The sequence below is a fragment of the Nonomuraea zeae genome (assembly GCF_005889725.1).
GTDB lineage: Bacteria > Actinomycetota > Actinomycetes > Streptosporangiales > Streptosporangiaceae > Nonomuraea > Nonomuraea zeae.
In genome coordinates, this window is sequence record NZ_VCKX01000066.1 from 1 (window position 1) to 21,046 (window position 21,046).

The 21,046-nt window shown below is 69.1% G+C and carries 18 protein-coding genes and 1 tRNA gene; 14 read left to right on the top strand and 5 right to left on the bottom strand.

Features of this window, described 5'->3' with window-relative positions; all coding sequences use genetic code 11:
- The first annotated feature begins 418 nt into the window (after positions 1 to 418).
- Together ETD85_RS21965 and ETD85_RS21970 are read left to right on the top strand one after the other, a co-directional pair.
- Positions 419 to 1,321, top strand: a complete 903-nt coding sequence (locus ETD85_RS21965; RefSeq protein ID WP_138691675.1) for a 4-(cytidine 5'-diphospho)-2-C-methyl-D-erythritol kinase — start codon at positions 419 to 421, stop codon at positions 1,319 to 1,321.
- Positions 1,322 to 1,771: 450 nt separating this feature from the next.
- A complete protein-coding gene (locus ETD85_RS21970) occupies positions 1,772 to 3,649 on the top strand; it encodes an ABC-F family ATP-binding cassette domain-containing protein (RefSeq protein WP_138691640.1) in 1,878 nt (625 codons plus the stop codon).
- Positions 3,650 to 3,974: 325 nt separating this feature from the next.
- Here ETD85_RS21970 and ETD85_RS21975 read toward each other — a convergent pair whose 3' ends face one another.
- Positions 3,975 to 4,481, bottom strand: coding sequence for a MarR family winged helix-turn-helix transcriptional regulator (locus ETD85_RS21975; protein ID WP_138691641.1), 507 nt, complete (start codon positions 4,479 to 4,481; stop codon positions 3,975 to 3,977).
- 57 nt (positions 4,482 to 4,538) lie between these two features.
- Between ETD85_RS21975 and ETD85_RS21980 the strand changes: the two genes are divergently transcribed.
- Genes ETD85_RS21980 through ETD85_RS21995 form a run of 4 tightly spaced genes read left to right on the top strand, consistent with a single transcriptional unit; the run spans position 4,539 to position 8,365 of the window.
- Positions 4,539 to 5,309, top strand: a complete 771-nt coding sequence (locus ETD85_RS21980; protein WP_240779295.1) for a trans-aconitate 2-methyltransferase — start codon at positions 4,539 to 4,541, stop codon at positions 5,307 to 5,309.
- Positions 5,310 to 5,317: 8 nt separating this feature from the next.
- Positions 5,318 to 5,665, top strand: a complete 348-nt coding sequence (locus ETD85_RS21985; RefSeq protein WP_138691642.1) for a VOC family protein — start codon at positions 5,318 to 5,320, stop codon at positions 5,663 to 5,665.
- A gap of 52 nt (positions 5,666 to 5,717) precedes the next feature.
- Positions 5,718 to 7,196, top strand: a complete 1,479-nt coding sequence (locus ETD85_RS21990; RefSeq protein ID WP_138691643.1) for a CYTH and CHAD domain-containing protein — start codon at positions 5,718 to 5,720, stop codon at positions 7,194 to 7,196.
- Complete coding sequence (locus ETD85_RS21995; protein ID WP_138691644.1) at positions 7,193 to 8,365, top strand: cytochrome P450; 1,173 nt, start codon at positions 7,193 to 7,195, stop codon at positions 8,363 to 8,365. Before ETD85_RS21990 ends, ETD85_RS21995 begins: the two co-directional genes overlap by 4 nt.
- Before the next feature lie 10 nt (positions 8,366 to 8,375).
- Here ETD85_RS21995 and ETD85_RS22000 read toward each other — a convergent pair whose 3' ends face one another.
- The 4 genes from ETD85_RS22000 to ETD85_RS22015 all read right to left on the bottom strand — a co-directional run bounded on the left by ETD85_RS22000 (position 8,376) and on the right by ETD85_RS22015 (position 13,342).
- Positions 8,376 to 9,206, bottom strand: coding sequence for an NUDIX hydrolase (locus ETD85_RS22000; RefSeq protein WP_240779296.1), 831 nt, complete (start codon positions 9,204 to 9,206; stop codon positions 8,376 to 8,378).
- Entirely contained in the window at positions 9,199 to 11,259 is a 2,061-nt protein-coding gene (locus tag ETD85_RS22005; protein WP_138691645.1) for an RNA degradosome polyphosphate kinase, read from the bottom strand. The genes ETD85_RS22000 and ETD85_RS22005 overlap by 8 nt, the downstream gene beginning before the upstream one ends.
- 192 nt (positions 11,260 to 11,451) lie before the next feature.
- Entirely contained in the window at positions 11,452 to 12,384 is a 933-nt protein-coding gene (locus tag ETD85_RS22010) for a TetR/AcrR family transcriptional regulator (protein WP_338087166.1), read from the bottom strand.
- Positions 12,385 to 12,403: 19 nt separating this feature from the next.
- Entirely contained in the window at positions 12,404 to 13,342 is a 939-nt protein-coding gene (locus ETD85_RS22015; RefSeq protein ID WP_138691646.1) for an acyl-CoA desaturase, read from the bottom strand.
- A 302-nt stretch (positions 13,343 to 13,644) separates the two neighbouring features.
- Here ETD85_RS22015 and ETD85_RS22020 point away from each other — a divergent pair.
- From ETD85_RS22020 to cysD, 8 genes are all read left to right on the top strand, one after another.
- Positions 13,645 to 13,716: transfer RNA gene (locus tag ETD85_RS22020), tRNA-Gln, on the top strand.
- A gap of 125 nt (positions 13,717 to 13,841) precedes the next feature.
- A complete protein-coding gene (glmU, locus tag ETD85_RS22025; protein WP_138691647.1) occupies positions 13,842 to 15,290 on the top strand; it encodes a bifunctional UDP-N-acetylglucosamine diphosphorylase/glucosamine-1-phosphate N-acetyltransferase GlmU in 1,449 nt (482 codons plus the stop codon).
- The gene (locus tag ETD85_RS22030; RefSeq protein ID WP_138691648.1) at positions 15,287 to 16,264 is read left to right on the top strand and encodes a ribose-phosphate diphosphokinase; all 978 of its coding nucleotides are present in this window, start codon (positions 15,287 to 15,289) and stop codon (positions 16,262 to 16,264) included. Before glmU ends, ETD85_RS22030 begins: the two co-directional genes overlap by 4 nt.
- Positions 16,265 to 16,404: 140 nt before the next feature.
- Positions 16,405 to 17,043, top strand: a complete 639-nt coding sequence (locus ETD85_RS22035; RefSeq protein WP_138691649.1) for a 50S ribosomal protein L25/general stress protein Ctc — start codon at positions 16,405 to 16,407, stop codon at positions 17,041 to 17,043.
- Between the two features lie 73 nt (positions 17,044 to 17,116).
- On the top strand, positions 17,117 to 17,701 hold the full coding sequence (pth, locus tag ETD85_RS22040) for an aminoacyl-tRNA hydrolase (protein WP_138691650.1): 585 nt from the start codon (positions 17,117 to 17,119) through the stop codon (positions 17,699 to 17,701).
- A gap of 182 nt (positions 17,702 to 17,883) precedes the next feature.
- Positions 17,884 to 19,284 carry a sugar transferase gene (locus ETD85_RS22045; RefSeq protein WP_138691679.1) on the top strand — a complete coding sequence of 467 codons (1,401 nt, stop codon included), beginning with the start codon at positions 17,884 to 17,886 and terminating at the stop codon, positions 19,282 to 19,284.
- A complete protein-coding gene (locus ETD85_RS22050) occupies positions 19,284 to 20,087 on the top strand; it encodes a 3'(2'),5'-bisphosphate nucleotidase CysQ (protein WP_206058452.1) in 804 nt (267 codons plus the stop codon). The genes ETD85_RS22045 and ETD85_RS22050 overlap by 1 nt, the downstream gene beginning before the upstream one ends.
- A 17-nt stretch (positions 20,088 to 20,104) precedes the next feature.
- Positions 20,105 to 21,019, top strand: a complete 915-nt coding sequence (gene cysD, locus ETD85_RS22055) for a sulfate adenylyltransferase subunit CysD (protein WP_138691652.1) — start codon at positions 20,105 to 20,107, stop codon at positions 21,017 to 21,019.
- The last annotated feature ends 27 nt before the right edge of the window (positions 21,020 to 21,046 follow it).

Below are 21,046 nucleotides of genomic sequence, written 5' to 3' on the forward strand. Positions count from 1 at the left end.
GTGGTGGGGCGCATCGAGCGGGGCGGCGCGGAGGTGGTCGTGCAGGTGGCCGTCACCGCTTCAGGAGCCTGACTGGCATCGCCACGATCTGGGCCCGCCCTTTCCTCGACCTGGCCCGCCCTTTCCGTGACCTGGCCGTCGCCGTCGCGATCGGGCCATCACCACCCTGCGATCGGGCCATCACCACCCTGCGACCGGACCATCGCCACCGAACCCGATGGAAACCAAGAAACCTCACCAATCCTGACCACTCTTTGTTACCGCCCAGGAACGGTGCAGACATCCCCTAACCTGACTCTGCGTGTTGTGGCGGGGCCGTCCCCAGAGTCTTATTTCAAGAACCGCATGTCAGGGGAGCGGGCCCCGATAACATCGAGTGTCCTTGACCCCGGCAAGTGATGAGAGTGGCAGAAGATCGATGAGTTCGGTGACCGTACGTGTGCCCGCGAAGGTCAACGTGCAGCTTTCTGTCGGCCCGCTCCGGGAAGATGGCTACCACGACCTGGTCAACGTTTTCCACGCTGTGTCGATCTTCGATGAGGTGGTGGCGAAGGAGTCCGAGTCGATCACCGTCGTGGTCAACGGCAAATGGTCCGACCAGGTGCCCCTCGACGACAGCAACCTGGCGATCCGGGCTGCTCGCGCGCTCGCCAAGCACGCCGGGCGGACCTACGGCGCCGACCTGATCATCCAGAAGGACATCCCCGTGGCGGGCGGGATGGCGGGCGGCAGCGCCGACGCCGCCGGCGCGCTGGTTGCCTGCAACGAGCTGTGGGGGCTCGGGCTGCCCTTCGAAGACCTCATGGAGATCGCCGGAGACCTCGGCAGCGACGTCCCGTTCTCGCTGCTCGGCGGTACGGCGGTCGGCACCGGCCGGGGTGAGCAGTTGAGCGAGCTGCCCACGGGCGGCACGTTCCACTGGGTGTTCGCGCTGGCCAACGGCGGCCTCTCCACAGCCAGCGTCTATGCCGAATGCGATCGCCTCCGCGAAGCCGCTGCGACCGATGTGCCCTGGCCCAAGCTGAACGATTCGCTCATGGAGGCCCTGGGCACCGGCGACGCCTACGCCCTCGGCGCACACCTGAGCAACGACCTCCAGGCCGCCGCGCTCAACCTCCGGCCTGAGCTCGCGCCCACCCTCGATTCCGGCCACCAGCATGGCGCCCTGGGCGCGATCGTCTCCGGCTCGGGCCCTACCTGCGCCTTCCTGGCCATCGATGCTACGCATGCTCGTGACCTGGCGCTCAGCCTGACCACCACTGGCGCCGCCCACACGGCCGTCGCCGCCTACGGCCCCGTCCAGGGCGCCACCCTCATCTGACGATCCCGCAGACCCGGCACGCCCAACCCCTGACTCTTATCCTCTCCGCCCCAGGAGTCCGGGAGTCCAGGAGTCCCGCGAGCCCGCGAGTCCTACGGGTCTTACTACCCTGGAGCTCCATCGCCCCAAGGGCTCCGCAAGTCGCAAGAACCCCAAGAGCGTCATAAGCCCCTGGAGCCTGAGCCCTTTGGAGCTTGCGAGCCCCAAGAGCTCGCGAGGCTCAGTAGGTCAGGAGCTGGCGAGGCTAGGTAATAAGGCCACGAGCCCCCGACGAGCCCGGAGCTGCATGAGCCGCTCCAGGGGCGTTGGTACCCCACAACCCTCAGGATCTCCAGAAACCCAAGAAGCGGTCCCACGCGCCGGTTGGCTGGGCCGGCTGAGGTGTGCAGGCGGTCAGGGGTCCGGTGAGCGGGCGGGAGGTGGGGCGGAAGCCGATACCCTGAGTAGGCCATGAATCTGGTCAATCTTGAGTCGGTTTCCCATGCTTATGGGCCCAAGCCCCTCCTCAGCGACGTCTCACTAGGCGTAGAGGCCGGGGAGCGCATCGGCGTTGTCGGACGCAACGGGGGCGGTAAAACAACCCTGATGTCCGTCATAGCGGGAGATGTCCGGCCTGACAGCGGCCGGGTCACCCACAACCGCGGGCTACGAGTCGGGTTCCTGTCCCAGCAGGACACGCTCGACCCGGGCGCCACCGTGGGCGAGATCGTGCTGGGCGAGCTGGCCGAGCATGAGTGGGCGGGCGATCAGCGAGTCCGCGAGATCCTCGCCAACCTGATCGGCGACCTCGACCTCGCCGCCAAGTCCACCGCCCTGTCCGGTGGGGAGCGCAGGCGTACGGCCCTGGCGCAGCTGCTCATCGACGACCACGACCTGCTCATGCTGGACGAGCCCACGAACCACCTCGACATCGAGGCCATCGCGTGGCTGGCCGGGCACCTGGCCGGCCGGAAGAGCGCGCTGGTGGTCGTGACGCACGACAGGTGGTTCCTCGACGCCGTCTCCACGCGTACATGGGAAGTCGTGGACGGGCGGGTGGAGCGCTATGAAGGCGGATATGCCGCCTACGTGCTCGCCAAGGCGGAGCGGGCGCGCATCGCCCAGGCCGCGGAAGAGCGCCGCCAGAACCTCATGCGCAAGGAGATCGCCTGGCTGCGGCGCGGGCCGCCGGCTCGCACCTCCAAGCCCAAGTTCCGCATCGACGCCGCCCAGGCGCTGATCGCGAACGAGCCGCCGCCGCGCGAGAGCGTCGAGCTGATGAAGTTCGCCACGGCCAGGCTCGGCAAGACCGTCTACGACCTCGACGACGTCACCCTGCACGCCGGCGGGCCGGGCAGCGGGCCGCTGGTGCTCGATCACCTCACGTGGCAGTTCGGCCCGGGCGACCGGATCGGGCTGATCGGGGTCAACGGGTCCGGCAAGTCGTCCGTGCTGCGGCTGCTCGCCGACACGGTCAAGCCCGACTCGGGGCGCGTGGTCAAGGGCAAGACGGTACGCCTCGCGCACCTGTCACAGGAGCTGACCGAGCTCGACCCGACGCGGCGGGTGCTGGAGTCGGTCGAGGAGATCCGCAAATACCTCCAGCTCGGCAAGCGCGAATGGACGGCCTCCCAGCTGCTCGAACGCCTGGGCTTCAAGGGCGACGCGCAGTGGAAGGTCATCGGCGACCTGTCCGGCGGCGAGCGGCGGCGGCTGCAGCTGCTCAGGCTGCTCATGGACGACCCCAACGTCCTGCTGCTCGACGAGCCCACGAACGACCTCGACATCGAGACGCTCAACGAGCTCGAAGACCTGCTGGACGGCTGGCCCGGCACGCTCATCCTGGTGAGCCACGACCGCTACTTCCTGGAGCGGGTGACCGATCGGTGCGTGGCGCTGCTGGGGGACGGCAAGCTGGCGCTGCTGCCCGGCGGGGTGGACGAATACCTCGAACGGCGTGCGGCCGGCACGGCTCTGACCGCTCGCCTGGGCAACGGGGCCACCACCACGACCACCGCGACCCGCCCGGGCGGCGCCGCATCCGGTGGGGATGCCACCGAGGGGACGGCGTCCCAGGGCTCCGCCCCGGGCTCGTCCGTCGCCGGCCAGGACAAGCTCAGCGGGCTGTCGGCCAAGGAGGAGCGCGAGCTCCGCAAGGAGCTCAACCGCCTCGAGCGTCAGCTCGACAAGCTGAGCGACCAGGAGACCCGCCTCCACGCCGCCATGGCTGAGGCGGCCAGCGACTACGCCAAGCTGGGCTCGCTCGACGCCCAGCTCCGCGAGATCTCCGCCCAGAAGGACGCGATCGAAGCCGAGTGGCTCGAAACAGCCGACCGCCTGGGCGACTGAGCCCTCAGCCGCCCCATTCTCGGGCTTGATCCGCCGGCACCCAGACCAGTGTCGGCGGATCGGCCATTTTCACGCGCCTGCCGGAAAAGCCAGATCCGGGCGAGGAGCCAGGCCATGGTGAGGAGCCAGGTCACGGTGAGGAGCCAGGCCATGGGGAGGAGCCAGGTCACGGCAGAAGATGAGCCATCGTGACTGGCTGGTCCCGCCGCGAGGAGTAAAACCCGCCATGAGAAGTCGGGCCTACCGCGACAAGCCGGCCCCGCCTCGACGGCGGGGCGCCTGCCGCCGACGAGCCTGCCCGCCCGGGTGAGCTAAACCGGGTGAGCTAAAGGGGAGAGTCGAAGGGCTCCAGGAGGGTGCGGAGGAGGGCGGCGAGGGAGCGCTGATCGGCGGGGCCCAAGCTGGAGAGCAGGTCGTGCTCGCGCCGCAGCAGATCCGCGAAGGCCGCGTCCACCCGGGCCAGGCCCGGGTCCGTGAGCGACACCAGAACCCCCCGCCGGTCCTCGGGGTCGGGCCGGCGGCGGACGAGGCCGGCCGCGGCGAGGCGGTCGATGCGGTTGGTCATGGTCCCCGACGTGACCAGCGTGGCCCGCAGCAGCGCCCCAGGGCTCAGCTCGTACGGCTTCCCGGCCCGCCGCAGTGCCGTCAGCACGTCGAACTCCCAGGGCTCCAGATCGTGCTCGGCGAACGCCGCCCGCCTGGCACGGTCGAGATGCTTGGCCAGTCGTGACACCCTAGAGAGCACCTGGAGCGGCTCGACGTCGAGGTCGGGACGTTCCGAGCGCCAAGCCGCGACGAGACGGTCGACCTCGTCTCTAGCATCCTCGGTCATGACACAAGAGTGTACTGTCTTGACATCGAGATATCTCTCTCGATATCAATTATCTCTATGTCAAGAGATATCTGGGACCCGGTGACCTACGCGGTCTACGCGGACGAACGGTCGCGGCCGTTCATCGAGCTGATCTCCAGGGTGGGGGCGGTCAATCCCGATTATGTCGTGGACGCGGGTTGCGGCAGCGGCGAACTCACCGTTGAGCTGGGCAATCGCTGGCCGGACGCGACGGTGGAGGGGTTCGACTCCTCACCGGCGATGATCACGAAGGCCCGCCGGCTGGACACGGCGGCCAGGTTCGCGGTCGCCGACGTGGCCACCTGGCGTCCTGACCGGCCCATGGACGTGATCATCTCGAACGCCGTCCTGCAGTGGGTTCCGGCGCACCGCGACGTGCTGGAGCACTGGGTCGAGGAGCTGGCGCCGGGCGGCTGGCTGGCCTTCCAGGTGCCGGGCAACTTCCAGGCCCCCAGCCACGTCGCGATCCGCGAGCTGTGCGCCTCCCGCACCTGGTCCGACCGGCTCGGCGACGTGGTCAGGACCGAGCCGGTCGGCGACCCCGCCGAATACCTCGACCTGCTCAACGACGGCGGCGCCCAGGTGGACGCGTGGGAGACGACCTACGTGCACGTGCTCCAGGGGGAGAACCCGGTGCTCGACTGGGTCTCCGGCACCGCCCTGCGCCCGATCTTCGACCGGCTCCAGCCCGACGAGCAGCGGAAGTTCACGCAGGATCTCGCCAAGCCGCTGGCCGAGGCGTATCCGGCCCGGAGCTACGGCACGCCCTTCCCGTTCAGAAGGATCTTCGTGGTGGCCCAGAAGTGAGGTAGAGGATGATCAGAGCGCTTCATCACGTGCAGCTCGCCGCGCCCAAGGGCAGCGAGCCGCTGTTAAAGGAGTTCTACGAGGGCGTCCTGGGGCTGCGGGAGGTGCTCAAGCCGCCGGAGCTGGCCAAACGCGGCGGCGCCTGGTTCAGGGGCGAGGGCGTGGAGGTCCACCTCGGCATCGAGGACGACTTCAGGCCGGCACGCAAGGCGCACCCCGCGTTCCTGGTGGACGACCTCGACGCGTACGCCGCCAAAATCCCCGGCGCGCAGGCCGACGACCTCTTCCCCGGATACCGGCGGATCTACATCTCAGACCCGGTGGGCAACAGAATCGAACTCCTGCAACCCGTGTGATGTTCACCCTGCGGTGGCATGATTGTCCGAAATCGGACTCTTGCGAGGTGCAGTGGGCATCGAGATCGAGGACAAGTTCGACGTTTCTCCGGAGTACGTGGTCCCGGACCTGAGCGGCCTGGCAGACGTCGTGGGCCCGAAGGGCTATCAGCTCGTCGCGCTCTACTTCGACACGCCTGACCTGCGGCTGGCCGCCCGGGGCGTGACGCTCAGGCGAAGACGCGGAGGCTCCGACGCCGGCTGGCATCTGAAGCTGCCCAAGGCCAAGGGCGTACGCCAGGAGATCACGCACCCGCTCACGCGCAGCACCAAGATCGTGCCCGCGGAGCTGGCCGAACTCGTCCGTGCCTACACCCGCGGCGCAGAGCTGAAGGTGGTGGCCGAGCTTGAGACCCGCAGGAACGTCACGGTCCTGCGTGACGGCGAGACCGGGCTGGTCGAGATCGCCGACGACCGCGTCAAGGGCACCGTCTACGGCGAGGACGTCAGGATCGTACGGTGGCGCGAGGTCGAGGCGGAGCTGCTCGACGGCGGCGACCAGGCGCTGCTGGCCAAGGTCGGCAAGCGGCTCAGGAAAGCGGGCGCCACCCCGTCGGAGGCCACGAGCAAGCTCGCGAAACTGCTCGAACCCGCTCCGCTCCCCAAGGCCCCCACGAAACCGGGCACGGCCGGAGAGACCGTCATCGATTACCTGGCGAGCCAGGTCGCAGCCCTCCTTTCGCAGGACCCGCGGGTGCGCAGGGCGGAGGACGACGCCGTGCACCAGATGCGGGTGGCCTCCCGCAGGCTGCGCAGCGCGCTGAAGGCGTTCAAGACCGTCGTCACCGGCACCGGCTCGCTCCAGGAGGAGCTGCAGTGGCTCGGGGCGGTGCTCGGCGAGGCCAGGGACCTGGAGGTGATCAGGGCCAGGTTCGGGCGGGAGCTCGCCGGGCTGGCCCCTGAGCTGGTCACGGGTCCCATCCAGGTCAGGCTCGGTACGGATCTGCACAAACGGGAGGAGGAGGCGTACGAGCGCATCAAGGACGCGTTGAGCGGCGATCGCTACTACACCCTCTTGAACTCCCTCGACGCCCTCGTGGCGGCCCCGAACCTGGGCAAGGCGGCGGCCAAGCCGGCCGAAGAGCGGCTCAGCGCCATCGCGGCGGCCAACTGGGACCGGGTCACCAAGGCGTACGACACCGCACAGGCCGTCGAGGAGCCGGAACGCCGCGAGATCGCCATGCACGACGTGCGCAAGGCGGCCAAACGCGCTCGTTACACCGCCGAAGCGCTCCAGCCCACCCTCGGCAAGAACATGGCGAAGCTGGCCAAGCTGGCCGAGGGCATCCAGGAGATACTGGGAGCGCACCAGGACGGAGTGGTCGCCCAGGAGACGCTGGCGAAGGAGGCCGAGAGCGCCAGGCAGGCCGGCGAGGACACCTTCACGTACGGGCTGCTCATCGGGATCGAGCGCAACGCCGCCGAGCGGGCGCACGACGAGTTCCCCGGCGTCTGGGCGAAGACGGTCGAGGCAGTGAGGAAGGTGCTATGAGCAGACCGGTCATACCCTTCGAACGCGGCAACCCGCTGGAGGTGCCCACGGCGTACCGGGACCTGCGGGCCAAGGAGGGCATCGCGAGGGTACGCACCCGGATGGGCGACGAGGTCTGGCTGGTCAGCGGCTACGAGGACGCGCGTGCACTGTTCAACGACAGCCGGCTCGGCCGCTCGCACCCGGAGCCGGACAAAGCCGCCCGCGTGTCGGCCTCGGCCCTGCTCGGCGGCCCGCAGGGCGAGGCGGCCACGGAGAAGGCCGAGCACGATCGGATGCGCAAGCTGTTCACACCGTCCTTCTCGGCCCGCCGGATGAAGGCGCTCGGCGACGACGTCGGCGCCCTCGTCGATGAGCTGCTGGAGCGGCTCGCCGGCCTCTCCCCGCCGGCGGACCTGCACGCCGAGCTGTCGTTCCCGCTGCCCGTGCTGGTCATCTGCCGGCTGCTCGGCGTGCCGTACGAGGACAGGGAGTACTTCAGTGGCGTCTCCGCCCGCATGGGCGACCTGCTCGACGAGGAGAAGGGCCTGGCCGCGCGCGAGGAGATGGGCGCGTACATGGCGGGCCTGATCGAGCGCAAGCGGCACGAGCCGGGCGAGGACGTGCTGTCCGACCTGGTGGACGAGCTGGACGACGACGGGACGATCTCGCAGCTCGCGGGCGGCCTGCTGTTCGCCGGCCACGAGACCACGGTCAACCGCATCGACTACGGCGTGCTGCTCCTGCTGGCCAACCCGGAGCAGCTCGACCTGCTCAAGGCCGATCCCGGGCTGGCGAAGAACGCGGTCGAGGAGATCCTGCGCACGGCCGCGCCGAGCCTGCACGGCCTGCCCAGGTACGCCCACGAGGACATCGAGTACGGCGACATCACGATCCGCAGGGGCGATGCCGTGGTGATCACGACGCCTGCGGCCAACCGGGACGAGCGGATCTATCCGGATCCGGATGTGTTCGACATCCGCCGTCCGCAGACGAACCCCCATCTCGGCTTCGGGTACGGCCCGCGCTTCTGCGTCGGAGCCAGCCTGGCCAGGGTCGAGCTGGAGGCCGTGTTCAGCAGGCTGTTCCGGCGGCTGCCCGATCTGCGGCTGGCCGTACCGACAGAAGAGCTGCCGCGCAGCGAGGGAAGGATCACCGAAGGGTTCGCGCAGCTGCCCGTCACCTGGTGAACCGGCCAGATCAGGTCGCGTAGCGCTCGACGCTGATCACCCGGTCGCCGGCTCGGTGCAGGACGGCGAACGCGCCCTTGCGCAGGTGCACCTCCTTGCCGCTGAGCGCCTCGATCAGGCCGGGCAGCACCTTGCCGTGACTGCACACGGCGGTGGGCAGGGTGAGGTCCCTGACCAGCGCGGGAGTCTTGTGTGGATCCTGGCTCTCCTCGCTGAGCAGCGGCTCGATCCTGATCTCGCCCCCGTACGGCTCCAGAGTCTGGACGCATCGGGCACTGGGCGAGCTCACCAGCACCTCGGGCCGGTAGGCGGGCAGCGCGGTGGCCAGGCTCGCGGCCTGGGCGGCCCCGACGACGTCGAGCGGGCGCAGCGCGTCGGCGTGCGGCCACTCGCTTCTGGAGCCGGCCGCGCCGTGCCGGACGAGGATCAGCGGCACGGTCTCCAGCGGCGCGGCCCCGAGCGCGCGCAGCATCCCCGCGTCCCACTCGTACGTCAGCAGCCGCCGCGCCTCGTCCACCGGCAGCCAGCGCAGCTCGTCCACCTCGTCGTTGGGCGTGAACCCGGCGTCGGCGAGCACGCGGGCCGTCCAGTAGTCGACCCGCTTGAGCCGCCCCCCGCTGAGGTAGTGGGTGGGCGGCAGCGCGCGGCCGAGCAGGACCTCCAGGCCGGTCTCCTCGCCGACCTCGCGCAGCGCGGCGGCGATCACGTGCTCGCCGGACTTCAGCTTCCCCTTGGGAAAGGTCCAGTCGTCGTACGCGGGGCGGTGGATGACGGCCACTTCCGGGTGGCTCGCCACGCCCCTCCAGACCACGGCTCCGGCGGCGCGGAGCAGGTCAGTCATCAACGGTCCTCCAGCGGCGGGTGCCGATGAGATGGCTCTGCAGGTCCTCGCCCGGGTGGCGGGCCCACGTGCCATCGGAGTTCAGCCACCACGCGTTCGTGGTCTCGGCCATGGCCAGGTCCATCAGCTCGATGAGATAGGCCTTGTGCTGCTGCGCGGTCACCTTGACCAGGGCCTCGACGCGGCGGTCCAGGTTCCTGCGCATCAGGTCGGCGCTGCCGATCCACACCTCGGGCCGGCGGCCCAGGCCGAACTCGTACACCCTGGAGTGCTCAAGAAAGCGCCCCAAGACCGACCTTACGCGGATATTTTCGGACAAATCTGGGATTCCTGGGCGGAGGATGCAGATTCCGCGCACCCACAGGTCCACCGGGACGCCCGCCCTGGACGCTCGGTAGAGTGCGTCGATGATCGGCTCGTCCACCAGCGAGTTCGTCTTGATCCTGATCCGCGCGGGGCGGCCGGCCTGCTGGTGCGCGATCTCCCGCTCGATCCTGGCCAGCAGCCCGCTGCGCATCGAGTGCGGGGCGACGAGCAGCCGGCGGTAGGCGGAGTGGTTGGAGTATCCGGTCAGGTGGATGAACAGGTCGGTGACGTCCTCGCCGACCAGCGGGTCCGCCGTGAGCAGGCCGAAGTCCTCGTACTGCCGGGCGGTCTTGGGGTTGTAGTTGCCGGTGCCGATGTGGCAGTAGCGGCGCAGCTCGCCCGATGGCTCCTGGCGCACCACGAGGGCCAGCTTGCAGTGGGTCTTCAGGCCGACCACGCCGTAGACGACGTGGCATCCGGCGCGTTCGAGCTTGCGGGCCCAGGAGATGTTCGCGTGCTCGTCGAAACGGGCCTTGATCTCCACGACGACCACGACCTGCTTGCCCGCCTCGGCCGCGTCGATCAGGAAGTCCACGATGGGGGAGTCGCCGCTGGTCCGGTAGAGGGTCTGCTTGATCGCCAGGACCCTCGGGTCGGCCGCGGCCGCCTCGATGAAGCGCTGCACGCTGGTGGCGAACGAGTCGTACGGGTGGTGCAGCAGCACGTCGCGCTCGCGCAGGATGGCGAAGATGTCGTCCTCGGCGTTGATCACCTCCGCCGGCACGAACGGGCGATAGCTGAGCTCGCCCCGATCCAGGTCGGCGATGGCGCCCAGGCCCGACAGGTCGAGCGGCCCGGGCAGGCGGTAGATCTCGTGGGGCGCCAGCTCCAGCTCCTCCACGAGCGGGGCCAGCACCTCGGGCGTGATCGTGTCCTCGACCTCCAGCCGGACCGGCGGGCCGAAGCGCCGCTTCAGCAGCTCCTTCTCCAGGGCCTGCATGAGGTTCTCCGTGACGTCCTCGTCGACGTCGAGGTCCTCGTTCCTGGTGACGCGGAAGACGTGGTGCTGGACGATCTCCATGCCCTTGAAGAGCTGCCCCAGATGTGCCGCGATGACATCTTCCAGCGGGACGAATCGCTCTTTGGACGCCGGTACGAATCTCGGCAACTGCGAAGGAACTTTGACCCGGGCGAAAACCGTGTGATCGGTCGCCGGATTCCGCACCAGAACCGCCAGGTTCAGGCTCAGCCCGGAAATGTAGGGAAACGGGTGGGCGGGGTCCACGGCCAGGGGCGTCAGCACCGGCCTGATGCGCTCCCTGAACAGCTTGCGCAGCTCCGTGCGCTCCTCGCGGCCCAGGTCGTCCCACCGGGCGATCTCGATGCCCTCGCTCGCGAGCTGCGGGCAGATGTGCTGGTGGAAGGCCGCGGCGTGCCGTCTGGCCAGCTCGTTCGCGATCGTCGCGATCCTGGCCAGCTCCTCGCGGGGCTTCAGCCCGCTCTTGGTCCGCAGCAGCAGGCCCGTCGCCATGCGCCGCTTGAGCCCGGCCACGCGTACGCGGAAGAACTCATCCAGGTTGCTCGCGAAGATGGCCAGAAAGCGCACCCGCTCCAGCAGCGGGAGAGAGGGGTCCTCGGCAAGCTCCAGAACCCGCTCGTTGAATTGGAGCCAGCTCTCCTCACGGTTGAGGAACCGCTCCTGTGGCAGGGGTAGATCATTTGCTGGGTGGAACGGTTCCGCGGACATATCGCGTATATTGCCCCGTTTGGTTGAACAGAACGTTAACGTAGCCGCAACGACTCACATTCAAGGTCTGCCCAGCTCTGAAGGGACATCACCCGGGACGGCCGACCCGTTCAGGCGGGCGTCACCCGCGACAACCGACCTCGTTCGAGCGCGGACGCCACTCGGGATGATCGGCCTTTTCGAGCGCGGACGTCACTCCGGATGGTCGGCCTGTTCGAGCCGGGCGGCGCGCTCGGCCAGACGCGCCTCCCGCTGGCGGATCTTCTCTTCCCGCTCGCGGGCCTTCTCCGCCTCCTTCAGCAGCCGCTCGCGCTCCTTCAGCTCGCGGACCCTGGCCTTCTCGGCCTCCTTCAGCTCGCGCTGACGGACCTTCTCGGCCTCCTTGAGCTCCTTCTCGCGGGCCTTCTCCAGGTCCCGCTGCTCCTTCTCGCTGGTGCGCGGCTTGGCGATCGCCGATTGGGTGCGGGTCGCGGCGGTGATCTCGGGGTTGGGGTTGAGCCCGGTCAGGCCGTTCCATGCCAGGTTGACCAGGTGGGCCGCGACCTCCTCGCGGCCGGGCTTGCGCACGTCCAGCCACCACTGCCCGGTCAGCGCCACCATGCCGACGAGCATCTGCGCGTACATCGGCGCGAGCTTGGGGTCGTAGCCGCGCGAGACGAACTCGTCGGCCAGCACGTCCTCGACCTGGCTGGCGATCTCGCTGATCAGGCTCGCGAACGTGCCCGTGCCCGAGGCGGCGTGCGAGTCGCGCACCAGGATGCGGAAGCCCTCGCTGCTCTCCTCGATGTACTGCAGCAGCGCCAGCGCGGCGCGCTCCAGCTTGATCAGGGAGTGCGTGGCGGAGAGAGCTTCGGTGATCATGCTGAGCAGCTTCTGCATCTCGCGGTCCACCACGACCGCGTAGACGCCCTCTTTACCACCGAAATGTTCGTATACCACGGGTTTCGACACCTGTGCGGTAGCTGCGATTTCTTCGATAGAGGTCCCGTCGAACCCCTTCTCCGCGAAGAGGGTGCGGCTGATGCTGATCAGCTGCTCTCTTCGCTCGCTACCGGACATACGCCTGCGAGCTCGGGGTTCGGTCACGGTTTCCATAATGACGGCCACGGATGAATGACCGTTCATCGGCTGATCTGTGACAGGGTCACGCAATGCGCTTCGCCGCCAGGCGCTCCGGCGTCGGCCAGCGCACGTCGTGGACCCAGCCCAGCTTCTCGAAGATGCGGATGAGGCCGGCGCTCAGGTCGATCTGACCCTTCAGCGCGCCGTGCCTGGCGCAGGTGGGGTCGGAGTGGTGCAGGTTGTGCCACGACTCGCCGAAGGACGGGATGGCCAGCCACCACACGTTGCGGGACTTGTCGCGCACCTCGAAGGCCTCGTCGCCGAAGACGTGACAGATGGAGTTGATTGACCAGGTCACGTGGTGCAGCAGGCCGATGCGGACCAGCGAGCCCCAGAACAGCGCGGTCAGCGCGCCCTGCCAGGACCAGGTGAGCAGCAGGCCGAGCACGCCGGGGAGCAGGATCGAGGTGAGGGCGATCGCGGGGAACCACTTGTGCAGCTTGATGATGTCCTCGTCCTTGCACAGGTCGGGAGCGTACTTCTCCCTGTTGGTGCGCTCGCTCTCGAACAGCCAGCCCATGTGGGCGTACAGCAGGCCCTTGGACATGGACTTGAAGCCGGGGCCGAAGCGCCACGGCGAGTGCGGGTCGCCCTCCTTGTCGGAGAACTTGTGGTGCTTGCGGTGCGTGGCCACCCAGTCCAGCACGGACATCTCCAGGGAGAGGCTGCCCGCGATGCCCATGGCGATCTTCAGCGGGCGCTTGGCCTTGAACGAGCCGTGCGTGAAGTAGCGGTGCAGCCCGACGGTGACGCCCAGGCCGGAGACCACGTAGAAGACGAATGCGATCGCGATGTCGGTCCAGCCCAGCCCCCATCCCCAGGCGAACGGCACCGCTGCCGCGATCGCGACCAAGGGCAGGCCGACGACGAGTCCGAAAGTGATGAGCTCCGCCCTGGATTTGGGTTCGGGCTCGAAGTCGGGCTTCGGGGCAGGTGTCGCTCGTTCGGAGAGAACGGTCATGGGCTACCTCCAACGGCATGTATCAGATCGAATGTCCGAGCTACGCAACCGTAACCTACGCAAGCGTAAGTAAGGAAGACCTAAGCCGTGAATGTGGGGAAGGTGACGCTCTGCCGCCGCAGGTGGGTGGGGTTCGTGCCTTGCCACTTTTCGGGTGGTCTGTTATACGGACTGAGGCACGGCACACCCCCTTCGACCAGGGAACTTCACCAAGGAGTGGGATGTGGGGTGTAATTACGGGCGCGCGCCAGGGTGCGGGCTCGGTATCGTAGGAGTGTGTCGGACACCACGTGTTCGACCCGTCCCGGATCGTCTAATCGGCAGGACAAGTGGTTTTGGTCCACTTTGTAGGGGTTCGAGTCCTCTTCCGGGAGCTTGAGGCGTGCCCCGGGCAGAATGTTCGGGGTGGGGCCAGGTATCCTCACGGTGTCGGGAGGGTGGCGGTGCGGTAGCCGTACCAGTCGCCCTGATCCGTCCCAGCCACAGGGAGCCTCAGTCCGTGAGTGTGCCGCGCCCGGCAGCCGTCATCGTCCTCGCCGCCGGCGAGGGCACCCGGATGAAGAGCCAGACCCCGAAAGTCCTGCACGAGCTGTGCGGTCGTGCGCTCGTCGACCACATGCTCGCCTCTGCCCGCGACCTCGGTCCCGAGCAGCTCATCGTCGTCATAGGCCACGCGCTGGAGCGGGTCGGCGGCCATCTGGCCGCCACCAGCCCCGACGCGCGGGCCGTCGTCCAGCATGAGCAGCGCGGCACCGGACACGCCGTGCGCACCGTGCTCGAAGAGGTCGGCCCGATCTCCGGCACGGTCCTGGTCACCTATGGCGACGTGCCGCTCCTGCGCACCCAGACCCTCGCCGCGCTGCTCGAACGGCACGCGGCCGACGGCAACGCGGTCACCGTGCTGACGGCCGAAGTGCCCGACCCGACCGGCTACGGGCGGATCATCCGCGACGAGGCCGGCGCCGTGCTGGAGATCGTCGAGGAGAAGGACGCCAGCGCCGAGCAGCGCGCCATCAAGGAGATGAACTCCGGCATCTACGCCTTCGACGGCCTCCTGCTGGCCGACGCGGTCAAGCGCCTGTCCACCGCCAACGCCCAGGGCGAGGAATACCTCACCGACGTGCTGGGGATCCTGCGCGGCGACGGCCACCGGGTCGGCGTCTGCGTGGCCGGCGACCACGTCGAGGTCGAGGGCGTCAACGACCGCGTGCAGCTCGCCGCCGCCCGCAAGGTGCTCAACGGCCGCCTGCTCGAAGAGCACATGCGCGGCGGCGTCACGATCATCGACCCCGGCAGCACCTGGATCGACGTGGGCGTGCGGATCGGGCCGGACGCCGTCGTCCACCCCGGCACCCAGCTGCACGGCAGCACCGTCATCGACAGCGGCGCCGAGATCGGCCCGGGCACCACGCTGACCGACACCCGCGTGGGCGAGGGCGCGATCGTGCGCAACGCCGTCTGCGACAGCGCCGAGATCGGCCCGGAGGCCAGCGTCGGCCCCTACGCCTACCTGCGGCCGGGCACCGTGCTGGGGCGCAAGTCCAAGGCCGGCACGTTCGTCGAGATGAAGAACAGCCAGGTCGGCGAGCGCTCCAAGGTGCCACACCTGTCCTACGCGGGCGACGCCACCATCGGCGACGACGTCAACATCGGCGCCGCCGTGGTGTTCGTGAACTACGACGGGGTCGACAAGCATCGCTCCACCGTGCGCGACGGCGCGTTCGTCGGATGCGACACCATGCTCGTCGCCCCGGTGACGGTCGGCGCCGGCGCCTACACGGCCGCCGGCTCCGTGATCGACGCAGACGTTCCCCCCGGCGCCATCGGGGTGGCAAGAGCGCGACAGCGCAACATAGAGAAATGGGTCTTGCGCAGGCGCGCGGGCACGAAATCGGCCGCCGCCGCCGAACGCGCGCTGGCCGAAGAGCAGCAGGAGAACAAGCAGTGACCAGCATCAAGCAGCCGGGCGAGAAGAACCTCATGCTCTTCTCCGGCCGGGCCTATCCGGAGCTGGCCGAGGAGGTGGCCGAGCACGTCGGCGTCTCCCTCACCCCCACCAAGCTGATCGACTTCGCCAACGGCGAGATCTACGCCCGCTACCTGGAGTCCGTCCGCGGTTGCGACGCGTTCGTGATCCAGAGCCACACCGGCCCCATCAACAAGTGGATCATGGAACAGCTCATCATGGTCGACGCGCTGAAGCGGGCCTCCGCCAAGCGCATCACCGTGGTCATGCCGTTCTTCGGCTACGCCCGCCAGGACAAGAAGGGCCGCGGTCGCGAGCCCATCACGGCCAGGCTGATGGCCGACATGTTCAAGACCGCGGGCGCCGACCGGCTCATGTCGATCGACCTGCACACCTCGCAGATCCAGGGCTTCTTCGACGGCCCCGTCGACCACCTGTTCGCCATGCCGGTGCTGGAGAGCTACCTCAAGAACAAGCTCGACCTGGAGAACACCACCATCGTCTCGCCCGACACCGGCCGCGTGCGGCTGTCGGAGCGCTGGGCCGACACGCTGGGCACGCCGCTGGCCTTCATCCACAAGCGGCGCGACCTCGACGTGGCCAACTCCGTGAAGGTCAACGAGGTCGTCGGTAAAGTACGCGGCCGCACCTGCGTGCTCATCGACGACATGATCGACACCGCCGGCACGATCTGCAAGGCCGCCGACGCCCTCTACGAGCAGGGCGCGACCAACGTGATCACCGCCGCCACCCACGCGGTCTTCTCCGATCCCGCGGTCGACCGGCTGAAGAACTCCCGGATCTCCGAGGTCATCGTCACCAACACGCTGCCCCTGTCGCCGGCCAACAGGTTCGACAAGCTGACGGTCCTGTCGATCGCGCCGCTCATCGCCCGCGCCATCACCGAGGTCTTCACCGACGGCTCGGTCACGAGCCTGTTCGAGGGCGACACCTGAGCCGGAGGGCGGCCAACGCATCGGGCGGAGCCCGGCGAACAACGCAGTAGACTGAACAGGTTGCGCTCGTAACGCCTTCCGCTAGGGCGGGTGAGGGGGAGCGCTCAACAACCCGACTCTGAGCATCCCTAGGAGATGTCGTGTCCGAAGTACGTATCGCAGCCGAGCCCCGCACCGAGTTCGGCAAGGGCGCCGCTCGCAAGATCCGCCGCGCCGACAAGGTGCCCGCCGTTCTCTACGGGCACGGCATCGACCCCAAGCACCTGACCCTGCCCGGCCACGAGGTGCTGCTCGCGCTGCGTACGCCGAACGTCCTGATCCACCTCGCCGGTGACGGCGTGGACGAGCTGGCCCTGCCCAAGGGCGTCCAGCGCGACCCGATCAAGGGCTTCGTCGAGCACGTCGACCTGCTCCTGGTCAAGCGCGGCGAGAAGGTCACCGTCGAGATCCCGGTCACCACCGTCGGCGACGTCAACTCCGAGGGCCTGCTCGACCAGCAGCTCGTCTCCGTCGCCGTGGAGGCCGAGGCCACCCACATCCCGACCGGCGTCGAGGTCGACGTCGAGGGCCTGACGATCGGCACCGTGGTCACGGCCGCCGACCTCAAGCTGCCCAAGGGCACGACGCTGATCGCCGACCCGGAGGTCGTGGTCCTCCACGTCATCTCCAAGCCGGTCGAGGAGCCGACGGAGGAAGAGGCCGCCGCCGCCGCTGCCGCCGAGGGCGAGGCCGCCGAGGCCGCCGCCGAGAGCGAGAGCGCCGAGGCCGCCGCCGAGTAAGGCGGGGCACCGAGTTTTCCACTGAACGGGGCGGCCCGGTGAGAGCCGCCCCGTTCTGCTACAAGGGGAGCGCATGGACCGCTGGCTGATCGCCGGACTGGGCAATCCGGGGCCCGAATACGCGGGCAACAGGCACAACGCGGGCTTCATGGTGCTCGACGAGCTGGCCGCCAGGGCCGGCGGGCGCTTCAAGGCCCACAAGAGCCGGGCCGAGGTGTGCGAGACGAGCGCCGCCATCCTGGCCAAGCCGCTGACGTACATGAACCTGTCCGGCGGCCCGGTCAAAGCGCTCTGCGACTTCTACAAGATCGGCCCGGACCGGCTGATCGTCGTTCACGACGAGCTCGACGTGCCCTACGGCGCGCTGCGCGCCAAGCTGGGCGGCGGCGACAACGGCCACAACGGGCTCAAGTCCATCACCAAGGTCCTCGGCACCCGCGACTACCTGCGGGTCCGCTTCGGCATCGGGCGTCCGCCCGGCCGCATGGACGCCGCCTCCTTCGTGCTCAAGGACTTCGCCACCATGGAGCGCAAGGACCTGGCCTTCCTCGTCGACCGCGCGGCCGACGTCGTGGAGTCGCTGATGGCCCGCGACCTGGAGACCACCCAGAACGAATTTCACCGGGCTGATCTCCACATTTCCGGCCCTCCTCGCTGATCACCGCATAGAGCCGTTCGCCGGTTCGCGCGTGTTCTCGCCGCTACCATCTGTGACTGTCCGTCGGACTGATCACCTGGAGGCAACGCGTGCGCGGCCAACCTCGCGGTCAGGGGCTCACCACCGTCGTCACATACGGCGACACGGCCTCCTGGACCGCCCCTTGGGCCGCCTCCTGGCGCGTGAGCCCGCGCACCCCCGCCTGGGTCCGCTCCTACCGCGTGCGCGCCGTGCTGGCCGACTTGTGCGGGGCGGGGGCCGGGGCCTGTGCCGCGTTCCTGGTCAGGTTCGGCGCGCTCACCCCGTACGTGCTGCCGTACCTGCTGGTCAGCCTGGCGCTGCCGGTGGTGTGGTGCTGCGCGGTGGCGCTCAGCCGGGCCTACGAGCCGCGCATGCTCGGCGTCGGCTCCGAGGAGTTCCGCCGGGTCGTCCAGGCGGGCGTGTCGCTGACCGCGGGCACCGCCATCGGCTCCTACGTGACCAAGACCGACGTCGCGCGCGGCTACGTGGTGCTCGCGCTGCCGCTGGTCACCCTGCTCACCCTGATACTCAGATACGCCCTGCGCCGCTCGCTGCACCGCCGCAGGGCGGCCGGACACTGCATGCGCAAGGTGGTCGCGGTCGGCCACGCCGCCTCGGTCGCCGAGCTCGTGCAGCTCTTCCGCAAGGAGCGCCACCACGGCATGGACGTCGTGGCGGCCTGCCTGCCCGGCGGCACGCCCGGGGAGCTCGTGGCCGAGGTGCCGGTCGGCGGCGACCTCAGCGACGTGCCGATCGTGGTCGACCAGGTCCGCGCCGACACCGTGGCCGTGCTGGCCTGCCCCGAGATGGACGGGCAGGCGCTGCGCCGGCTGGCCTGGCGGCTGGAGCGCACGCACACCGAGCTGGTCGTCGCCCCGGCCCTGATGGACGTGGCGGGCCCGCGCACGATGATCAGGCCGGTCGCCGGGCTGCCGCTGCTGCACGTGGAGCACCCCGAGCTGGCCGGGGCCAGGCAGCTGGTGAAGAACGTCTTCGACCGGCTGGTCGCCGTCCTGCTGCTGGTGCTTCTCTCGCCGGTGCTGGCGGCGCTGGCGGTCGCCGTACGCGTGACGAGCCCGGGGCCCGCCCTGTTCAGGCAGACGAGGGTCGGCAGGGACGGGCGGCTGTTCACGATCGTGAAGTTCCGCACCATGCGGCGCGGCTCGGAGCAGCAGAAGATCACCCTGGTCAGCGAGCGCGACGGGCTGCTGTTCAAGATCAGGAACGATCCACGCGTCACCCCGCTCGGCATGCTGATGCGCCGCCACTCACTGGACGAGCTGCCCCAGCTCATCAACGTGATACGCGGCCACATGTCGCTCGTGGGCCCCCGGCCGCCGCTGCCGGAGGAGGTCGCACGCTACGGTGACGACGTGCGCAGAAGACTCCTCGTACGTCCCGGGCTGACCGGGCTGTGGCAGGTCAGTGGCAGATCTGACCTATCGTGGGAGGAATCCGTGCGCCTCGACCTGCGTTACGTGGAGAACTGGTCCCTCACTCTGGATCTCCAGATCCTGTGGAAGACTTGGTCGGCCGTCGCCCGGGGGCAAGGAGCATATTGATGACGATTCGCGACGACCACGCCCTCGCCGCCGACCTGGCGACCGAGGCCGGCGAGCGGCTGCTGCGCATCCGCGAGCGCCTGGGGTTCGACGACTCCCGCGCGCTGCGGGACGAGGGCGACCGTGCCTCCCACGTCTTCCTGATGGAGGCGCTGGGCAGGTTGCGGCCCAGTGACAGCATCCTGTCCGAGGAGGCCACCCGCGAGGAGCGGCTCGACCCGCGCAGGCTCAGCGCCGACCGGGTGTGGATCGTCGACCCGCTCGACGGCACCCGCGAGTTCTCCGAGCGCCGCGCGGGCCAGGACGCGGCCGTGGACGGCACGCCGGAGGGCAGGTCCGACTGGGCCGTGCACGTGGCGCTGTGGGAGCGCGGCCGGCTGGCCGCCGGTGCCGTGGCGCTGCCCGCCCAGGGCCGCACGCTGAGCACCGCCGAGCCGCCCACGCTGCCCGCCTTCGACAAGGGCAGGTTCCGCATCGCCGTGAGCCGCAGCAGGCCGCCCGAGTTCGTGCAGAAGCTCGCCTACCTCGTGGGCGCCGACCTCGTTCCCATCGGCTCGGCCGGCGCGAAGATCGCCGCGGTGCTCACCGGTGACGTCGAGGCGTACGTACACGCCGGAGGCCAGTACGAATGGGATTCCGCCGCGCCGGCCGCCGTGGCCCTGGCCGCCGGGGCCCACGCGAGCCGGATCGACGGCTCCGAGCTGACCTACAACCAAGCCGACCCCTCGCTACCCGATATCCTTGTTTCCCTACCGGAGCTGGCGACATCCCTGCTCGCCGGGATTCGGGACCTGCACCGCTAACGCCGGAGGAAGCTCCCATGCTCCAGCGCGACTACACGACGTCGCAGCTCGACGTGCTCGAAGCCGAAGCCATCCACATCATGCGCGAAGTGGCGGCCGAGTTCGAGCGTCCATGTCTGCTCTTCTCCGGGGGCAAGGACTCGATCGTCATGCTCCGCATCGCGGAGAAGGCGTTCTGGCCCGCGCCGATCCCGTTCCCGCTCATGCACGTCGACACCGGGCACAACTTCGACGAGGTCATCGACTTCCGCGACCGGCGCTCCACCGAGCTCGGCGCGCGGCTGATCGTGGCCAGCGTGCAGGAGTCCATCGACCAGGGCCGGGTCGTCGAGGAGACCGGGCGGCGCGCCTCGCGCAACCGCCTGCAGACGACCACGCTGCTCGACGCGATCGAGGAGCACGAGTTCGACGCGGTCTTCGGCGGCGCGCGGCGCGACGAGGAGAAGGCCAGGGCCAAGGAGCGGGTGTTCTCCTTCCGCGACGACTTCGGGCAGTGGGACCCGAAGAACCAGCGTCCCGAGCTGTGGAACCTCTACAACGCGCGCATCCGCAAGGGTGAGCACATCCGGGTCTTCCCGCTGTCCAACTGGACCGAGCTCGACGTCTGGGACTACATCAGGCGCGAGGGCATCGAGATCCCCTCCATCTACTTCGCCCACACGCGCAAGGTGTTCGAGCGCGACGGCATGCTGCTGCCCGACTCCCAGGTGGTCCAGCGCGGTGACGACGAGCCGCTCTTCGAGAGCGTGGTCCGCTACCGCACCGTGGGTGACATGACCTGCACGGGCGCGGTGCAGTCCAAGGCCGCCACGGTCGAGGAGATCATCGAGGAGATCGCCGCCACCCGGATCACCGAGCGCGGGGCCACCAGGGCCGACGACCGCGCGTCCGAGGCGGCCATGGAGGACCGGAAGAGAGAGGGCTACTTCTAATGCCGACCGTCCGCACCAGCCGCGGTC